This window comes from Streptomyces rapamycinicus NRRL 5491, from assembly GCF_024298965.1.
Taxonomy (GTDB): Bacteria; Actinomycetota; Actinomycetes; order Streptomycetales; family Streptomycetaceae; genus Streptomyces; species Streptomyces rapamycinicus.
In genome coordinates, this window is record NZ_CP085193.1 from 5,588,347 (window position 1) to 5,602,491 (window position 14,145).

19 protein-coding genes are annotated in these 14,145 nt (G+C 71.1%); 14 read left to right on the forward strand and 5 right to left on the reverse strand.

What is annotated here, in order from left to right:
• The first annotated feature begins 65 nt into the window (after positions 1-65).
• From LIV37_RS23060 to LIV37_RS23085, 7 genes are all read left to right on the forward strand, one after another.
• Positions 66-341, forward strand: a complete 276-nt coding sequence (locus tag LIV37_RS23060; RefSeq protein ID WP_020869510.1) for a MoaD/ThiS family protein — start codon at positions 66-68, stop codon at positions 339-341.
• A gap of 11 nt (positions 342-352) precedes the next feature.
• Positions 353-1,702: a hypothetical protein gene (locus LIV37_RS23065; RefSeq protein ID WP_121825322.1), complete on the forward strand. Its 1,350-nt coding sequence runs from the start codon at positions 353-355 to the stop codon at positions 1,700-1,702.
• Between the two features lie 85 nt (positions 1,703-1,787).
• Positions 1,788-2,474 (forward strand): LmeA family phospholipid-binding protein, encoded by a 687-nt coding sequence (locus LIV37_RS23070; RefSeq protein ID WP_020869511.1) that lies wholly within the window; start codon positions 1,788-1,790, stop codon positions 2,472-2,474.
• Positions 2,475-2,685: 211 nt separating this feature from the next.
• Entirely contained in the window at positions 2,686-2,766 is an 81-nt protein-coding gene (locus LIV37_RS52630; protein WP_351229977.1) for an Ms5788A family Cys-rich leader peptide, read from the forward strand.
• Positions 2,767-2,923: 157 nt separating this feature from the next.
• Positions 2,924-3,763 carry a sulfurtransferase gene (locus tag LIV37_RS23075; RefSeq protein ID WP_020869512.1) on the forward strand — a complete coding sequence of 280 codons (840 nt, stop codon included), beginning with the start codon at positions 2,924-2,926 and terminating at the stop codon, positions 3,761-3,763.
• A gap of 33 nt (positions 3,764-3,796) precedes the next feature.
• Positions 3,797-4,084: a DUF1416 domain-containing protein gene (locus LIV37_RS23080; RefSeq protein WP_020869513.1), complete on the forward strand. Its 288-nt coding sequence runs from the start codon at positions 3,797-3,799 to the stop codon at positions 4,082-4,084.
• A 115-nt stretch (positions 4,085-4,199) separates the two neighbouring features.
• The gene (locus LIV37_RS23085; protein WP_014053929.1) at positions 4,200-4,457 is read left to right on the forward strand and encodes a DUF3099 domain-containing protein; all 258 of its coding nucleotides are present in this window, start codon (positions 4,200-4,202) and stop codon (positions 4,455-4,457) included.
• A gap of 213 nt (positions 4,458-4,670) precedes the next feature.
• Here the strand turns inward: LIV37_RS23085 and LIV37_RS23090 are convergent, their stop codons facing one another.
• Entirely contained in the window at positions 4,671-5,036 is a 366-nt protein-coding gene (locus LIV37_RS23090) for a DsrE family protein (protein ID WP_014053928.1), read from the reverse strand.
• A 272-nt stretch (positions 5,037-5,308) separates the two neighbouring features.
• Here LIV37_RS23090 and LIV37_RS23095 point away from each other — a divergent pair, with 272 nt between their 5' ends.
• From LIV37_RS23095 to ygfZ, 3 genes are all read left to right on the forward strand, one after another.
• A complete protein-coding gene (locus tag LIV37_RS23095; RefSeq protein ID WP_020869515.1) occupies positions 5,309-5,872 on the forward strand; it encodes a heme-binding beta-barrel domain-containing protein in 564 nt (187 codons plus the stop codon).
• Positions 5,873-6,020: 148 nt separating this feature from the next.
• Entirely contained in the window at positions 6,021-6,530 is a 510-nt protein-coding gene (locus LIV37_RS23100) for a Fur family transcriptional regulator (protein ID WP_121825321.1), read from the forward strand.
• Between the two features lie 9 nt (positions 6,531-6,539).
• Positions 6,540-7,505, forward strand: coding sequence for a CAF17-like 4Fe-4S cluster assembly/insertion protein YgfZ (gene ygfZ, locus LIV37_RS23105; protein WP_121824606.1), 966 nt, complete (start codon positions 6,540-6,542; stop codon positions 7,503-7,505).
• A 53-nt stretch (positions 7,506-7,558) separates the two neighbouring features.
• On the opposite strand, the gene dtd is transcribed toward ygfZ, so the two are convergent.
• Complete coding sequence (dtd, locus tag LIV37_RS23110; protein WP_121825320.1) at positions 7,559-7,984, reverse strand: D-aminoacyl-tRNA deacylase; 426 nt, start codon at positions 7,982-7,984, stop codon at positions 7,559-7,561.
• A gap of 146 nt (positions 7,985-8,130) precedes the next feature.
• On the opposite strand from dtd, the gene LIV37_RS23115 reads away from it, so the two are divergent.
• A complete protein-coding gene (locus LIV37_RS23115) occupies positions 8,131-8,769 on the forward strand; it encodes an RsiG family protein (protein ID WP_020869519.1) in 639 nt (212 codons plus the stop codon).
• Positions 8,770-8,952: 183 nt separating this feature from the next.
• On the forward strand, positions 8,953-10,200 hold the full coding sequence (locus tag LIV37_RS23120) for a GNAT family N-acetyltransferase (protein WP_020869520.1): 1,248 nt from the start codon (positions 8,953-8,955) through the stop codon (positions 10,198-10,200).
• Between the two features lie 12 nt (positions 10,201-10,212).
• On the opposite strand, the gene soxR is transcribed toward LIV37_RS23120, so the two are convergent.
• Positions 10,213-10,674: a redox-sensitive transcriptional activator SoxR gene (gene soxR / locus LIV37_RS23125; protein WP_121824605.1), complete on the reverse strand. Its 462-nt coding sequence runs from the start codon at positions 10,672-10,674 to the stop codon at positions 10,213-10,215.
• 52 nt (positions 10,675-10,726) lie between these two features.
• Between soxR and LIV37_RS23130 the strand changes: the two genes are divergently transcribed.
• Positions 10,727-11,365: an NADPH-dependent FMN reductase gene (locus LIV37_RS23130; protein ID WP_020869522.1), complete on the forward strand. Its 639-nt coding sequence runs from the start codon at positions 10,727-10,729 to the stop codon at positions 11,363-11,365.
• Positions 11,366-11,455: 90 nt separating this feature from the next.
• On the opposite strand, the gene LIV37_RS23135 is transcribed toward LIV37_RS23130, so the two are convergent.
• Together LIV37_RS23135 and LIV37_RS23140 are read right to left on the reverse strand one after the other, a co-directional pair.
• On the reverse strand, positions 11,456-12,199 hold the full coding sequence (locus tag LIV37_RS23135) for an ABC transporter permease (protein ID WP_020869523.1): 744 nt from the start codon (positions 12,197-12,199) through the stop codon (positions 11,456-11,458).
• Entirely contained in the window at positions 12,192-13,211 is a 1,020-nt protein-coding gene (locus LIV37_RS23140) for an ATP-binding cassette domain-containing protein (protein ID WP_020869524.1), read from the reverse strand. Before LIV37_RS23140 ends, LIV37_RS23135 begins: the two co-directional genes overlap by 8 nt.
• Positions 13,212-13,332: 121 nt before the next feature.
• Between LIV37_RS23140 and LIV37_RS23145 the strand changes: the two genes are divergently transcribed.
• Positions 13,333-14,082, forward strand: coding sequence for a TetR/AcrR family transcriptional regulator (locus LIV37_RS23145; protein WP_020869525.1), 750 nt, complete (start codon positions 13,333-13,335; stop codon positions 14,080-14,082).
• Positions 14,083-14,145 lie beyond the last annotated feature (63 nt).

Here is a 14,145-nt window from a genome sequence, read left to right on the forward strand (position 1 = left end):
GTGGTCCCGGGCGCCGTCCCGCACCCGTCATCATGGAGGCGGCAGATGACGGGAAAGGGATCGCGATGGCGATGATGAGCACGCCCGCCGGGACCATCCGGTACTGGGCCGCGGCCCGCGCCGCGGCCGGCACCGCGGAGGAGCCGTACACCGCGTGGACACTGGCGGAGGCGCTCGACGCGGCCCGACAGCGGCACACCGCGCGACCGGAGTTCGCACGGGTCCTGCTGCGCTGTTCGTTCCTGGTCGACGGAGCCCCGGCCGGCACCCGAGACCACAAGACGATCCAACTCGCCGAGGGCGGCACGGTCGAGGTGCTCCCGCCGTTCGCAGGAGGGTGAACCCCGAGCTCATGAGCAACCAGCCGCACCAGCCCAACGAGCCTCATCAGCCCCACGAGCCTCATCAGCAGCAAGGGCAGCAGCCGCAAAGTCAGCAGCCGCAGCAGCCGTACCCCCCGTACGGGTCGTACGAGGCTCCTTATGGGGGATACGACCAGAGCGGGCATCCTTACGGCGGCCATGGCCAGGGTGCGCAGCAGCAGGCCGACTGGCAGGGGTACGCGGGGTATCCACAGCAGCAGGGGTACGCCCAGGCCCAGCCGCCGCAGTACCAGCACCCGCAGCAGCAGTACCAGCAGCAGCCGTACGAGGACCCCTACGCCGCCGCCCAGCACGGGCAGCAGGGCCATCAGGGCCAGCACGGGCAGCACGGGCAGCAGCCGCACCAAGGACATCAGGGGCACCAGGCGCACCAGGCGCACCAGGGCCAGTACGCCCAGGGCTGGGATCAGCAGCAGCACCCGTACCACCAGCCCCCCGACCCGTCCCAGGCGCCGCCTCAGCCCCCGGTGCAGGCACAGGCCCCGGCGCAGGCGCAGACACAGGCCGCGACCGCGACCGCCGAGCCGCCCGCCCCGCAGCCGGACCGGCCGCTCACCGCCGCCGAGAAGGCCAAGGCCGAGGGCCGTCCGCAGATCGTCCACCCGGGGTTCGTCCCCGCCGCCCTGACCTCCGTGCTCGCCGCCCTGCTCGCGGCGACCGCGCCGCTGGGCCGCCCCGCGGTCGCCGTCGCGGTGGTGGCGCTCCAGGCCGTCACGGCGGCGGGCTGGTTCCGGCTGAACGGCATGTGGCCCGCCCGGCAGGGCATCGCGCTCGCCTTCGCGGGCGGTCTGGCCGCCGACATCGGCCTGCTCGCCACCGAGCCGTCGCACGCCCCTACGGTCGTCATCGGCACCATCGGCGTCTGGCTGCTGCTGGTGCTGATCCTCCAGCTGCGCAGCCACGCCTCCCCGGACGAGCGGCTGTACGGCCTTACGGCCGCCGTGGCGGCCACGGCCCTCGCCGTGCTCGCGGCCGGCCATCTGGCCGCCGTCGCCGAGTCCTCGGACGCCGTGGTGGTGGGGGCGGCCGCCGTCGCCGTGGCCGTGCTCGTCCGGGCGCTGCCGCTGCCGACGGCCGCCGCGGTCGTGGTCGCGCTGGCGGCCGCCACGGGCGCCGGGGTCGGAGCCGGGCAGCTCACCGGAACGGGCACGTCCACCGCCGCCCTGCTGGGGTTCGCGGCCGGGGCGTGCGCGCTGATCGGCCACCGGGTCGCCAGCTACGACTACCCCTCGCGCTTCGTCCACCTGACGGCCGGCGTGGCGCTGCCGCTCGCGGCCGCCGCCCCCGTGGTCTATGTGATCGGCCGCGCTCTGGGCTGACTCCCCGGCTCCCGCTCACCCGCTCCGGATAGGCTCGCAGCCTCAGGCGCGAGGGCCTGAGAGAGAGCCTGGGGGACCCACGCACATGCGCGCACTACGCATCACACTGATCGTCGTCGTGATACTCGGCGGCCTCTTCGTGGCCGCCGACCGCATCGCGGTGTACATGGCCGAGTCCAAGGCGGCCGACAAGATCAAGAGTTCTCAGGGCCTGACCACGACGCCCAATGTCTCGATCAAGGGCTTCCCGTTCCTCACCCAGGTCGCGGGCAAGGAGCTGGACGAGGTCGACGTCGGCGTGGACGGGCTGACGACGGACGCGGGCGACGGCCGCAGCGTCCGGGTCACCGAGCTCGACGCCCAGCTGCACAACGTCCGCATCTCGGGCAACTTCTCGTCGGCCAGCGCCGACCGCGCCACGGGCTCGGCCCACATCAGCTACGCGGACCTCTCACAGGCCGCCGGTCCGGGCATCACGGTCGCCTCCGACCCGTCGGGCAGCAACAAGGTCAAGATCACCGGCAGTCTGCTGGGCTTCAGCCTCACCGCCCACTCCCAGGTCACCATCGTGAACGGCAACACGATCCGGCTGCACGCCGAGTCCATACCGGGCGGCAGCATCCCCCAGTGGGAGGACAAGGTGCGCGAGAAGACCGACATGGAGCGGAAGATCGAGGGACTGCCCACCGGTATGCGGCTGGAGAAGGTGGAGACCTCCAAGGACGGCATAGACGTCTCGGTCGCGGGTAACAACGTCCAGCTGACGGGCTGACGCGATCAGTACCAGGGGCGTCGGATCACGTCCCTGGTCCATTCACTGAGACGATCATGTCCGCGCATATGGACGTTCCTGCCCGCCGCAGGCCCCTCCGGCCGCGCCTCCCGGCCGTCCACGGTTCTCTTATCTCAGACTCCGGACGATAACGTCTCATCATGCGACACACCGGTGACATGCCCGCCTGTCCGTCCCTACGATCGGACCCATGAAGCGACAGGCGGATCTCACGAAGCGGCGGGCAGTCGACCTGTGCCGCGTCGCCGCCATGCTCTGTCGCCCCGTCTGAATGGGACGTGGTCCGTACACGCCACGGACCGGCCCCCCTCTTCGGCCCGTCAGCCGGGCCTTCCCGCACCTTCGCTCGTACGCTCGCCGCACGCCCCCGCGCGGCGCCGCGTCGTGAGCGTGCCCGTACCGCCGCAACTGCCCCGGAGGAGAGAAACATGAGCCGCAGTGACGTCCTGGTGGACGCCGACTGGGTCCAGGCCCGTATCGACGACCCCAAGACGGTCATCGTCGAGGTGGACGAGGACACCTCGGCCTACGACAAGAACCACATCAAGAACGCCATCCGGATCGACTGGAAGCAGGACCTCCAGGACCCGGTGCGCCGTGACTTCGTCGACCAGGCCGGCTTCGAGAAGCTGCTGTCGGAGAAGGGCATCGGCAACGACGACACGGTCGTCCTCTACGGCGGCAACAACAACTGGTTCGCGGCGTACGCCTACTGGTACTTCAAGCTCTACGGCCACCAGGACGTCAAGCTGCTCGACGGCGGCCGCAAGAAGTGGGAGCTCGACTCCCGCGACCTGGTCGCCGAGGTGCCGGCCCGCGCGCAGACCGAGTACAAGGCCAAGCCGCAGGACACCGCCATCCGCGCCTTCCGCGACGAGGTCGTGGACGCCATCGGCTCGCTGAACCTGGTCGACGTGCGCTCCCCCGACGAGTTCTCCGGCAAGCTGCTCGCCCCGGCCCACCTCCCGCAGGAGCAGTCGCAGCGTCCGGGCCACGTCCCGAGCGCTCGCAACATCCCGTGGTCGAAGTCGGCCAACGACGACGGCACCTTCAGGTCCGACGACGAGCTCAAGGAGATCTACGAGGGCGCGGGCGTGGACCTGTCGAAGGACACCATCGCCTACTGCCGCATCGGTGAGCGCTCCGCTCACACCTGGTTCGTCCTGCACGAGCTCCTGGGCCAGACCAACGTCAAGAACTACGACGGCTCCTGGACCGAGTACGGCTCGCTGGTCGGCGTGCCGGTCGAGCTCGGCTCCGACAGCTGACCCCTCTCCCCCGAAACGTAAGGACAGACATCCATGTGTGGAGCCAAGGCCGGCGGCCCCGACGCCTCGACGATCAAGCCCGGTGAGACCACGATCCAGGGTTCGGTGACCCGCGACGGCGAGCCCGTCGCCGGTTACGTGCGGCTGCTGGACAGCACCGGCGAGTTCACCGCCGAGGTCCCCACCTCCGCGACCGGGCAGTTCCGCTTCTACGCCGCGGAGGGCACATGGACGCTGCGCGCCCTGGTTCCCGGCGGCACCGCGGACCGCACCGTCGTCGCCCAGAAGGGCGGGCTGGCGGAGGTCGCCATCGCCGTCTGACGCGATACGACGCGTCGTGACTCACGGCCGGAGGGCCGCACCCCGGGGTTGGACGCCTCGGCGGGGTGCGGCCCTTCGTCTATCGGCGCGGCGGTCCCGGACGTACGCTGGACATATGTACGCGCGACGCCGCCACGCATACTTCTTCCTGATGGGCGCGTGTCTGACGCTCTTCATCTCGGCATGGGCCTTTGTGCGCCTGTGGTCCGTCCCCGCCGCGGTCGCGATGTGCATCGTCGCCATGGTGATACCGCCCCTGGCGGCGATCGTCGCCAATCGCCGGGGCCCGGACGACCGGTGGTGGGACGAATCGGGGGACGAGGAGTCCGACCGGTGGTGGCGGGAGCTGGACGAGCACAACCACCGGCATTGACCACGTTCCGGCCAGGCCTCGGCCGCGGGCATCCCCGCCCCGTGGCAGGGGCTCAGCCCTTTGGCAGGGGCTCAGCCCTGAACCCCGGGGCCTGGGGCGGAGCCCCAGTTTCGGGAAGGGGCGGGGAGGGGGCAGCATCGATATGCGGCTCCGCCGCGTGGCCCGCCGCAGGCGCCAAGATCCGTCGGGCACCACCGAGTACACGAGCGTCCGCTAGTACACGAGCGCCTGGACGCCGTCCGGCATGATCTCGCTCACGAAGACCTGAGCGCCCGCGATCCGGGCACCTTCGATCAGATCCTTCTCCTCGATCTCCCGCCGCGCGGCGCATTGTGTGCACACCGTGATCGTCCCGCCGCCCGTAAGGATGCCGTCGATCAGATCCGGAAGCGGCGCGGCATGCGGAAGCTCGAACTCCGCAGCCCGGCCCGGCAGCGCGAACCACGTCGACTCACCGGTCAGCCAGAGCGAGACCTCGACCCCGCTCGCCGCGGCCACCGCCGCCACCGTGAACGCCTGAGAGCAGCGCTCGGGAGCGTCCGCGCCCGCCGTCACCTTGATCACCAGCTTCTTCGCCATGCGTCAACCTTAGGCTCGGCACCCGGGGCCCGGCGCCGCGCGGCCACCTGTCTCCACCGGCCGTCCCGGCGGCGACTAGACTCGGTGCCGTCCATCATCTGTTCCGAGGAGCGCGCTCGTGCTTGAGGCAGTCTTCACCACCCTGATGATCCTGGTCGCCGTGGCCACGCTCGGCTTCGCCGCGCTGACCTGGAAGAAGCTGTACCAGGGCCAGCGCTGAACCGCTCCCGCCCCGCCACCACGGCTCGACTCTCGACAGATCGCCTGAATTCATGATCCAGATTCCGTCCGACCTCCACCCGGACCTCGTGCCGCTCGCCTTCCTCCTGGGCAACTGGGAAGGGGCCGGCGTCTCGGACTTTCCCGGGGCCGAGAAGTGCAACTTCGGCCAGGAGGCCACCTTCACGCACGACGGCCGTGACTTCATCGAGTACATCTCGCACACCTGGGTGCTGGACTCCGAGGGCAAGAAGGTCCGCCCCCTGGAGACCGAATCCGGCTACTGGCGGATCGACAAGGACCGTAAGGTCGAGGTCGTGATGAGCCGGGACCAGGGCATCATCGAGGTCTGGTACGGCGAGCTCGCGGAGGGCAAGCCGCAGATCGACCTGGCGACGGACGCGGTGGCGCGCACCGCCCACGCGGCCCCGTACTCGGGCGGAAAGCGGCTGTACGGCTACGTCAACAGCGATCTGATGTGGGTCGGCGAGAAGGCCACCCCCGAGGTCGAACTGCGCCCGTACATGTCCGCGCATCTGAAGAAGGTCGTGGACCCCCGGGAGTGGGCCAAGGACCTCAAGGACCTGCCGGACGACGGGATCGCCTTCTTCCGCTGAGCCGGCCCCCGCTGAGCCCTCGCCGAACCCCCGCCGAACCCCCCGGCTCGCGCCTTCCGCCCTCCGCCGAGCCAGGCTGTCGCGTGCCCACGTCCGGTTCTCCCCGGTGCGTCCCGCCGGTCACCGCGGGCCCGCCTACACTTGCACCGTGGCGACCACCGACTGGAAGAGCGATCTGCGGGAGCGCGGCTACCGTCTGACCCCGCAGCGCCAGCTCGTGCTCGAAGCCGTCGATCATCTGGAGCACGCCACTCCGGACGAGATCCTCACCGAGGTGCGCCGCACCGCGAGCGGCGTCAACATCTCCACGGTCTATCGCACGCTGGAGCTGCTGGAGGAGCTGGGCCTGGTCAGCCATGCCCATCTCGGCCACGGCGCCCCCACGTACCACCTGGCCGACCGGCACCATCACATCCATATGGTGTGCCGGGACTGCACGGATGTGATCGAGGCCGATGTCTCCGTGGCCGACGCCTTCACCCGGCAGCTCCGGGCGGACTTCGGCTTCGACACCGATCTGAAGCACTTCGCGATCTTCGGCCGGTGTGCCTCCTGCTCCGCCCGGCAGCGCGCCGGAGGGGCCGGTGGAGACCCCGGACAGCTCGCTGGAGACGGCGCCGAAAACGGCTCCGGTGAGGGCCGAGCCCGCAGGTCGTAGGCTGAGTTCATGAAGAGCCCTTTGCTGTCGCTGCCCGGCGCCGTCCCCGGCGAGGGCCCCGACGAAGACGTCGCCGCCCACTACGGCGACCTGTTCCGCGAGCAGCGCGCGCTCGCCGACGGCACCGGCTTCGTGGACCTCTCGCACCGCGGAGTGGTCACGGTCAGCGGTGCCGACCGGCTCAGCTGGCTGCATCTGCTGCTCACCCAGCACGTCAGCGAACTACCGCCGGGCCAGGCCACCGAAGCCCTGATCCTCTCCGCCCACGGCCACATCGAACACGCGCTCTACCTCGTCGACGACGGCGAGACCACCTGGGCCCATGTGGAGCCCGACAGCCAGCGCGATCTGATCGCCTACCTGGAGAGCATGAAGTTCTTCTACCGGGTGGACATCGCGGACCGCACCGACGAGTACGCGGTCGTCCACCTCCCGGCGGGCAGCATCACCGAGGCCCCCGAGGACGCCGTCGTCCGCGAGACCCCGCACGGCCGGGACCTGTTCCTGCCGCGTGAGCGCCTTACCGCCTTCGCCGAGGAGAGCGGCCCGCCGATCGGGGTGCTGGCGTACGAGGCGCTGCGGGTCGAGGCCCACCGGCCCCGGGTCGGCCTGGAGACCGACCACCGCACCATCCCGCACGAGCTGGGGTGGATCGGCTCCGCCGTCCACCTCCAGAAGGGCTGCTACCGCGGCCAGGAGACCGTCGCCCGGGTGCAGAACCTGGGGAAGCCACCACGCCGGCTCGTCTTCCTCCACCTCGACGGCAGCGAGGTGACGCTGCCGACCCACGGCGCGCCCATACGGCTGGCCTCGGAGGGCGAGGAGGGCCGCCAGCTGGGGTTCATCACCTCATCGGCCCGCCACCACGAGCTGGGGCCGATCGCGCTGGCGCTGGTCAAGCGGAATGTGCCGGTGGACGCGGACCTGATCGCGGACTCCACGGCCGCCGCACAGGAGACGGTCGTGGAGCCGTGAACCCGCCGCCGGTCCGCCGGACCCCACGGTTCGGCTAGACCTCGACGGTTCGGCTAGACCTCGACGAGCACCGTGAACGGGCCGTCGTTCGTGAGCGAGACCTTCATGGCCGCTCCGAACCGGCCCGTTTCCACGTGTGCGCCCAGCTTCCGCAGCTGGGCCACGACCTCGTCGACGAGCGGTTCGGCGACCCCGCCGGACGCCGCCGCGTTCCAGGTGGGACGGCGCCCCTTACGGGCATCGCCGTAGAGCGTGAACTGGCTGATGACCAGCAGCGGAGCGTCCAGGTCCGAGCAGGACCTCTCGTCGTGGAGCATCCTTACGGACCACAGCTTGCGGGCGAGCTGGGCCGCCTTCTCCGGGGTGTCGTCATGTGTCACCCCGACCAGTACGCACAGCCCCTCACCGACGATCTCGCCGACCGTCTCGCCGTCCACGACGACGCTCGCCCCGTCCACTCTCTGTACCACAGCACGCATGGCGACCATCATGCCGTGCGTCCATCCGGGGCCGATCGGGTGGAGAGGCGCTGCACAGGGAGCATCACTGGTGGCACGATGCGTGCAGGCGGTGCAGGCGGGCAGGAACTGCGGGAACGACGCATCGCTGGAGGGGACGGACATCAATGACCACATCGGGCACCGGCCAGCCCATGGCCACCGAGGGCCTGCTGCCGCCACGGCCGCCGAACCAGCGCGGCGGGCGGCTGGCCGACTCCGCCGCCGTGACGGCGCCGGCCGTGACGTCCACGTCGGCGGCGGCGAGCGGTCTGAACGCTCTGCGGCTGCCGGAACTGCGGGCGCTGCGCCGCTCGGCACAGCGCGAGGAGGCGGATCTGAGCTATCTGCGCAGACTGCTCCAGGGGCGGATCGACATCCTCCGCGCCGAGCTTGGCCACCGCCGTGACCCGGCGCCCGCGGCGGCCGCGGCCCAGCCGCCCGCCGGGCTGGTGGACCGGCTGCCGGAGATCCTCGCGGATCTCCCCTCACGGCACCGCTCCTCGGCCCGCCATGTCACGCTCGGGACGCCGCAGGACGCGGAGTACGAGCGGCTGGCCGAGGAGATGCTGGCCGAGGTGGGCCTGTCGGATATGCGGGCCCGTACGGACGAGGAGCTGCACGGCGCGATGGCCCGCCTCGTCGGCCGTGAGCAGCAGGTGTCGCGGCGGCGGCAGGAGCTGCAGCGCACGGCGGACGGCTGCAGCGCGGAGATCGCCCGCCGGTACCGCGAGGGGGAGGCGCAGGTGGACGACCTGCTGGCGTAGGCGGCGACGGGCTGTCGGGAGCGTGCTCGCGGGTGCTCGGGGAGCTGTTCGCCGGGGCCTCGGGAAGCTGTTCGCGGGGTCCTCGCCGAGCTGTCCACAGGGTGCGGTGTGATGAAAAGACCTGGTCCGGAGGGTGTGGAAATCGGCGTGCGGCCGGTGGCGGCCGACGCTTAGCGTGTGCGCATGGCCCTCGAACTCCGCACCCCACTCCCCGATTCCGACCTCGCCAACTGGACCGTCGCGCTCAACACCGGCTTTCTGCGTCCGCCGGAGGCGCCGAAGGAGGAGGTGGAGCTGCGGCGGGAGCACATCGATCTGTCCCGTACGCAGGGGGTCTTCGACGGGGACCGCTGCGTGGCCACCTTCCGCAGCTTCGCACAGCGGCTGACGGCGGTGGGCGGGGCGGATGTCCCGGCCGACGCGATCAGCAATGTCGCGGTGTCGGCCACCCACCGCCGCCGGGGGCTGCTCAACCGGATGATGGAGCACGATCTGCGCGCCGCCAAGGAGCGGGGCGAGGCGGTGGCCACCCTGATCGCGGCCGAGTACCCCATCTATGGGCGGTACGGCTTCGGACCGGCCACCTGGATCACCGAATGGCAGGTGGACGTCCCCCGGGCCGGTCTCGACCCGCGCCACTCGGCTCCGGTGGACGGCGGCCGGGTCGACTTCGCCGACGCCGACGAGGTGCGGAAGCTGGGCCCCGCCCTGCATGAGCGGCTGCGCGCCACGCAGCACGGCGTCATCGACCGCTCAGACCACTGGTGGCGGACCAGCACCGGTCAGCGGCAGTACCCCAACCGCCCCTGGACCGAGCCGTTCTATGTGCTCTACCGCTCCCCCGACGGCTCGGTGGACGGACTGCTCGCCTACACGGTGGACGACCGCTGGGAGAGCAACAAACGACCGCACAACACCGCCACCGTGCACGAGCTGACCACGGTCACCCCGGCCGCCGAGCGGGCACTGTGGCACTTCCTGCTCTCGGTCGACTGGGTGACCCGGGTCAACACCGGCCGGCGCGCCCCGGACGACCTGCTTCCGCTGCTGCTCGGCGATCCCCGTGCGGCCCAGGTCACGACGTACGCCGACTGGCTGTGGCTGCGCCCGCTGGATGTGCCCCAGCTGCTGGAGACCCGTACGTACCCGGCCGAGGGCTCGCTGGTGCTCGAGCTGCGCGACACCGCCGGGCTGGCCGGGGGCCGCTACTTCCTGGAGGCGGGCCCCGACGGCGCGGCGTGCGCGACCACGGGCCGTACGGCCGATCTGACCATGGACATCGGCGAGTTGAGCACCCTCTGGCTGGGCGACGAGTCGGCGGTCCGGCTCGCCTCGCTGGGCCGGATAGCCGAGGAGCGCCCGGGCGCCGCGGCGCTGGCGGACCGGCTGCTGCGGACCCCGCGCCGCCCCTGGTGCCCCGACGTCTTCTGAGCCGCCCGGTGCTCAGCAGCTGGACTTCAGCAGCCTGCGGGCGCCCGTGCCCTGCTCGCCCAGCCGGTCGTAGGGGTTCGCCAGCGCGCACTTGTCGATCGACAGACAGCCGCAGCCGATGCAGTCGGTGAGGTGGTCGCGGAGGTTCTCCAGCTGTTCGATGCGCTCATTGAGGTCCGCGTGCCAGCACTCCGAGATCCGGGCCCAGTCCTCCTTGGTGAGGACGTGGTCCTCGGGGAAGAGCCCGAGGACCTCCCGGATCCTCCCCAACGGGATGCCGACGCGCTGCGAGGAGCGGACGAAGGCCACGCGGCGGAGGGTGTCGCGGGTGTAGCGGCGCTGATTGCCGGAGGTGCGGCGGCTGTGGATCAGCCCCTCGCGCTCATAGAAGCGCAGCGCGGAGGCGGGCACCCCGCTGCGCTGCGCGAGATCGCCGACCGTGAGCTCATGGGTCTTCCAGGTCAATTGCGTCATAGTGCCGAGGTTAGCTTGACTTCAACCTTTGTTTAAGTCCGAGGCTCGTCCCATGACGACAGACACCGCCGTCCTGACGGCAACCACCACGCCCGCATCCGCCACCGACACCGACTCCCCCATCCGGCTCGCCATCATCATCGGCAGCACCCGCGACGGCCGCTTCGGTCCGAAGGTCGCGGACTGGTTCGCCGGTCATGCGACGCTCCGCTCCGATATGACCGTCGACGTCGTGGACCTGGCCGAGACCCCGCTGCCCACGGACCTCACCCACCGGCCCGGCCCCGAGGACGTCGCGGCCCTGGAGGCCGTGACGCCCCGGCTGGACGCGGCCGACGCGTTCACCGTGGTCACGCCCGAGTACAACCACAGCTACCCCGCCTCCCTGAAGAACGCGATCGACTGGCACTTCACCCAGTGGCAGGCCAAGCCGGTCGGCTTCGTCTCCTACGGCGGCATCTCCGGGGGCCTGCGCGCGGTCGAGCATCTGCGGCCGGTCTTCGCCGAGGTCCACGCCGTGACCGTCCGGGACACGGTCAGCTTCCACAACGCGGGCGGGCTGTTCGGAGCGGACGGCCGGCTGAAGGACCCCGAGGGCCCGGACACCGCCGCCGGGGCGATGCTCGACCAGCTCACCTGGTGGGCGCGGGTCCTGCGCACGGCCCGCACCACCCACCCGTACGGCAGCTGATCCGCCCGGCGGCGCCGACCCCCGTTGACGGCGCCGCCGGGAACGCGGCTCAGCGGCTCAGCAGTTCAGCCGGTGCGGCGGTTCCTCGGCTCAGCCGGCGCGGCGGCGGAAGAGCACGCCCGACAGCCCGGTCGCCACCGCCAGGACTCCCCCGCACCAGACCAGGGCCTGCCAGGCGCTGTCGCCGACCGGCCGGTCCAGCAGCAGCCCTCGCAGGGCCTCGATGACCGGGGTGACCGGCTGGTGCTCCGCGAATCCGCGCAGCCAGCCCGGCATGGTGTCGATGGGCACGAACGCGCTGCTGGGATACGGCAGGAACATCATCATGAAGGTGAACCCGCCCGCCGCCTCCGGTGACCTGGCGATCAGGCCGAAGCAGGCCGACAGCCAGGAGATGGCGAGGATGAACATCAGCAGGATCCCGGCCACGGCCAGCCAGTCGAGCGGACCGGCGGCCGGACGGAAGCCGATAAGGAAGGCCACTCCGAAGACGATCGCGGTCGCGACCGTGTTGCGCAGCACGCTCGCGGCCACATGACCCGCCAGGACCGGCGTGCCGCCGATGTCCAGCGACCGGAAGCGGTCGATGATGCCACCGGCCATGTCATTGGTGACGGTGACCGCCGTATTGGCCGAGCCGAAGCCCGCGCACAGCAGCATCACCCCGGGGACGACATAGGTGACGTACTCGGTGCCGGTGTGGATGGCGCCGCCGAAGAAGTAGACGAACACCAGCATCAGCATGATCGGCAGCAGCATGGCGGTGAGTACCGCGTCGAGATTGCGCCTGCTCAGCCGGATGGTGCGGCCGGTCAGAACGATCGCGTCAGACACCGGCCGTCTCCTTCTCGCCCGCGGCGCTCTCTCCCCCGGCGCTACGGCTTTCGCCCTCGTCGTCACGGCTCCCGCCCCCGGCGCCGTGGCCGGTCAGGGCCATGAAGACATCGTCGAGCGTGGCGCTGTGCACGGTGAAGCGGTCCACCGCGCGCCGGCCGGGGTCGATCTCGTCGAGCAGGGTCCGCACATGGGCCGCGCTGCCGTCCGTCGCGACGCCCAGCGTCAGCCGGTCGGCGTCGCTCCGGACGAGCCGTACGCCGAGTTGGCGCGCGACCGTCCGGTACGCCGCGGTATCGCCGAGCGTCAGGTCCAGCCGCTGCCCGGCCACGCGCTCCTTGAGCTGGGCCGGGGTGCCCTCGGCCACCACCCGGCCGCCGTCCACCACGGCGAGGCGCTCGGCGAGCTGGTCGGCCTCCTCCAGGTACTGGGTGGTGAGGAAGACCGTCACACCGTCCGTCACCAGCCCCTTGACCACCTCCCACATGGCCTGTCGGCTGCGCGGGTCGAGTCCGGTGGTCGGCTCGTCGAGGAAGATCACCTCGGGGTGGCCGACCAGGCCCGCGGCGAGGTCGAGTCGGCGGCGCATCCCGCCCGAGTAGGTGCCCACGGTGCGGCGGGCGGCGCCGGTGAGGTCGAAGCGCTCCAGCAGTTCGTGTGCGCGGCCGCGGGCCTCGGCGCGGCCGAGCCGGGTCAGCCGCCCCATCATCCGCAGGTTCTCCTCGCCGGTCTGCATCTCGTCCACCGCTGCGTACTGCCCGGTGAGGCTGATGGCGCGGCGGACCCGACGGCGGTCGGCGACGACGTCGAAGCCCGCGACGCGGGCCCGCCCGGAGTCCGGTGGCGTCAGCGTGGCCAGGATCCGCACGGTCGTGGTCTTGCCCGCCCCGTTGGGGCCGAGCAGCGCGAAGACGCTGCCGGGCGCGACCGACAGATCGACGCCCCTGAGCACCTTCACCGCCCCGTAGGACTTCTCGAGGCCGTTCGCCTCGATGGCTGGTCGATGGGCCATGATTCCCCCGCTCCTCTTTCTGTGTATGCCATACACGCTACTGCGTAGGGTATACACAACTCTAGGATGGCGGTCAATCGAGCCACCATCAGCGCACGTAGACACGGAGGGTCCCGAGGCCATGGCCACCGAGGACAACGGCACCGGCCTGCCGGCGAGCATCGAGGCCGCCTGGGGACTGCGGGAACGCCCGGGCAAGGGGCCCCGGCCCGGGCTGACCCTTGGCCGGATCGTCGACGCCGCCGTCGGCATCGCCTCGGCGGACGGTCTCGGCGCGGTCTCCATGAGCCGGGTCGCGTCCGAGCTGGGCGTCTCCACGATGTCCCTGTACCGCTATGTCTCGGCCAAGGACGAGCTGCTGACGCTGATGGAGGACGCCGCCTACGGCCCACCCCCGCCCGGCGAACCGGCGAAGGACTGGCGGACCGGATTCACCGACTGGGCCTGGGGACTGCGCACCAGCGTCGCCCGCCACCCGTGGGTGGTGAACGTACCCGTAAGCACCCCGCCCTCGACGCCCAACTCGGTGGCCTGGATGGAGCGCGGACTGGCCTGTCTGCGCCGCACCAACCTCAGCGAGGGCGAGAAGGTCTCCGTGCTGATGCTGGTCAGCGGCTTCGTCCGGAACGAGGCGCGGATGACCTTCGACATCCTGGCGGCCCACCGGCGCAAGGGGCAGAGCCTCGAGTCCTCGATGGCGTCCTGGGCCAGGCTGCTGGAGAAGCTGACCGACGCCGAGCGCTTCCCGGCGGTGACGGCGGCCCTGCGGACGGGGGAGTTCGACACCCCGGGCGGCCCCGACGACGAGTTCGTCTTCGGCCTGGAGCGGATCCTCGATGGTGTGGAGGCGCTGATCAGCGCGCGGAGCTGACCGCCCGGCTCGGGACTGGCCAGATTCTTGTACATCCTGGCCATCCGGCCACTCGTCGGCCCC

Excerpts from the sequence above, each read along its gene's own strand:
- LIV37_RS23090 (WP_014053928.1), bottom strand. The coding sequence starts at position 5,036 with ATGGCGAAGAAGCTGGTGATCAAGGTGACGGCGGGCGCGGACGCTCCC.
- LIV37_RS23130 (WP_020869522.1), top strand. The coding sequence starts at position 10,727 with ATGACGACAGACACCGCCGTCCTGACGGCAACCACCACGCCCGCATCC.
- LIV37_RS23070 (WP_020869511.1), top strand. The coding sequence starts at position 1,788 with ATGCGCGCACTACGCATCACACTGATCGTCGTCGTGATACTCGGCGGC.
- LIV37_RS23120 (WP_020869520.1), top strand. The coding sequence starts at position 8,953 with ATGGCCCTCGAACTCCGCACCCCACTCCCCGATTCCGACCTCGCCAAC.
- LIV37_RS52630 (WP_351229977.1), top strand. The coding sequence starts at position 2,686 with ATGAAGCGACAGGCGGATCTCACGAAGCGGCGGGCAGTCGACCTGTGC.
- ygfZ (WP_121824606.1), top strand. The coding sequence starts at position 6,540 with ATGAAGAGCCCTTTGCTGTCGCTGCCCGGCGCCGTCCCCGGCGAGGGC.
- dtd (WP_121825320.1), bottom strand. The coding sequence starts at position 7,984 with ATGCGTGCTGTGGTACAGAGAGTGGACGGGGCGAGCGTCGTCGTGGAC.
- LIV37_RS23075 (WP_020869512.1), top strand. The coding sequence starts at position 2,924 with ATGAGCCGCAGTGACGTCCTGGTGGACGCCGACTGGGTCCAGGCCCGT.
- LIV37_RS23140 (WP_020869524.1), bottom strand. The coding sequence starts at position 13,211 with ATGGCCCATCGACCAGCCATCGAGGCGAACGGCCTCGAGAAGTCCTAC.
- LIV37_RS23115 (WP_020869519.1), top strand. The coding sequence starts at position 8,131 with ATGACCACATCGGGCACCGGCCAGCCCATGGCCACCGAGGGCCTGCTG.
- LIV37_RS23065 (WP_121825322.1), top strand. The coding sequence starts at position 353 with ATGAGCAACCAGCCGCACCAGCCCAACGAGCCTCATCAGCCCCACGAG.
- LIV37_RS23085 (WP_014053929.1), top strand. The coding sequence starts at position 4,200 with ATGTACGCGCGACGCCGCCACGCATACTTCTTCCTGATGGGCGCGTGT.
- LIV37_RS23145 (WP_020869525.1), top strand. The coding sequence starts at position 13,333 with ATGGCCACCGAGGACAACGGCACCGGCCTGCCGGCGAGCATCGAGGCC.
- soxR (WP_121824605.1), bottom strand. The coding sequence starts at position 10,674 with ATGACGCAATTGACCTGGAAGACCCATGAGCTCACGGTCGGCGATCTC.
- LIV37_RS23080 (WP_020869513.1), top strand. The coding sequence starts at position 3,797 with ATGTGTGGAGCCAAGGCCGGCGGCCCCGACGCCTCGACGATCAAGCCC.
- LIV37_RS23060 (WP_020869510.1), top strand. The coding sequence starts at position 66 with ATGGCGATGATGAGCACGCCCGCCGGGACCATCCGGTACTGGGCCGCG.
- LIV37_RS23095 (WP_020869515.1), top strand. The coding sequence starts at position 5,309 with ATGATCCAGATTCCGTCCGACCTCCACCCGGACCTCGTGCCGCTCGCC.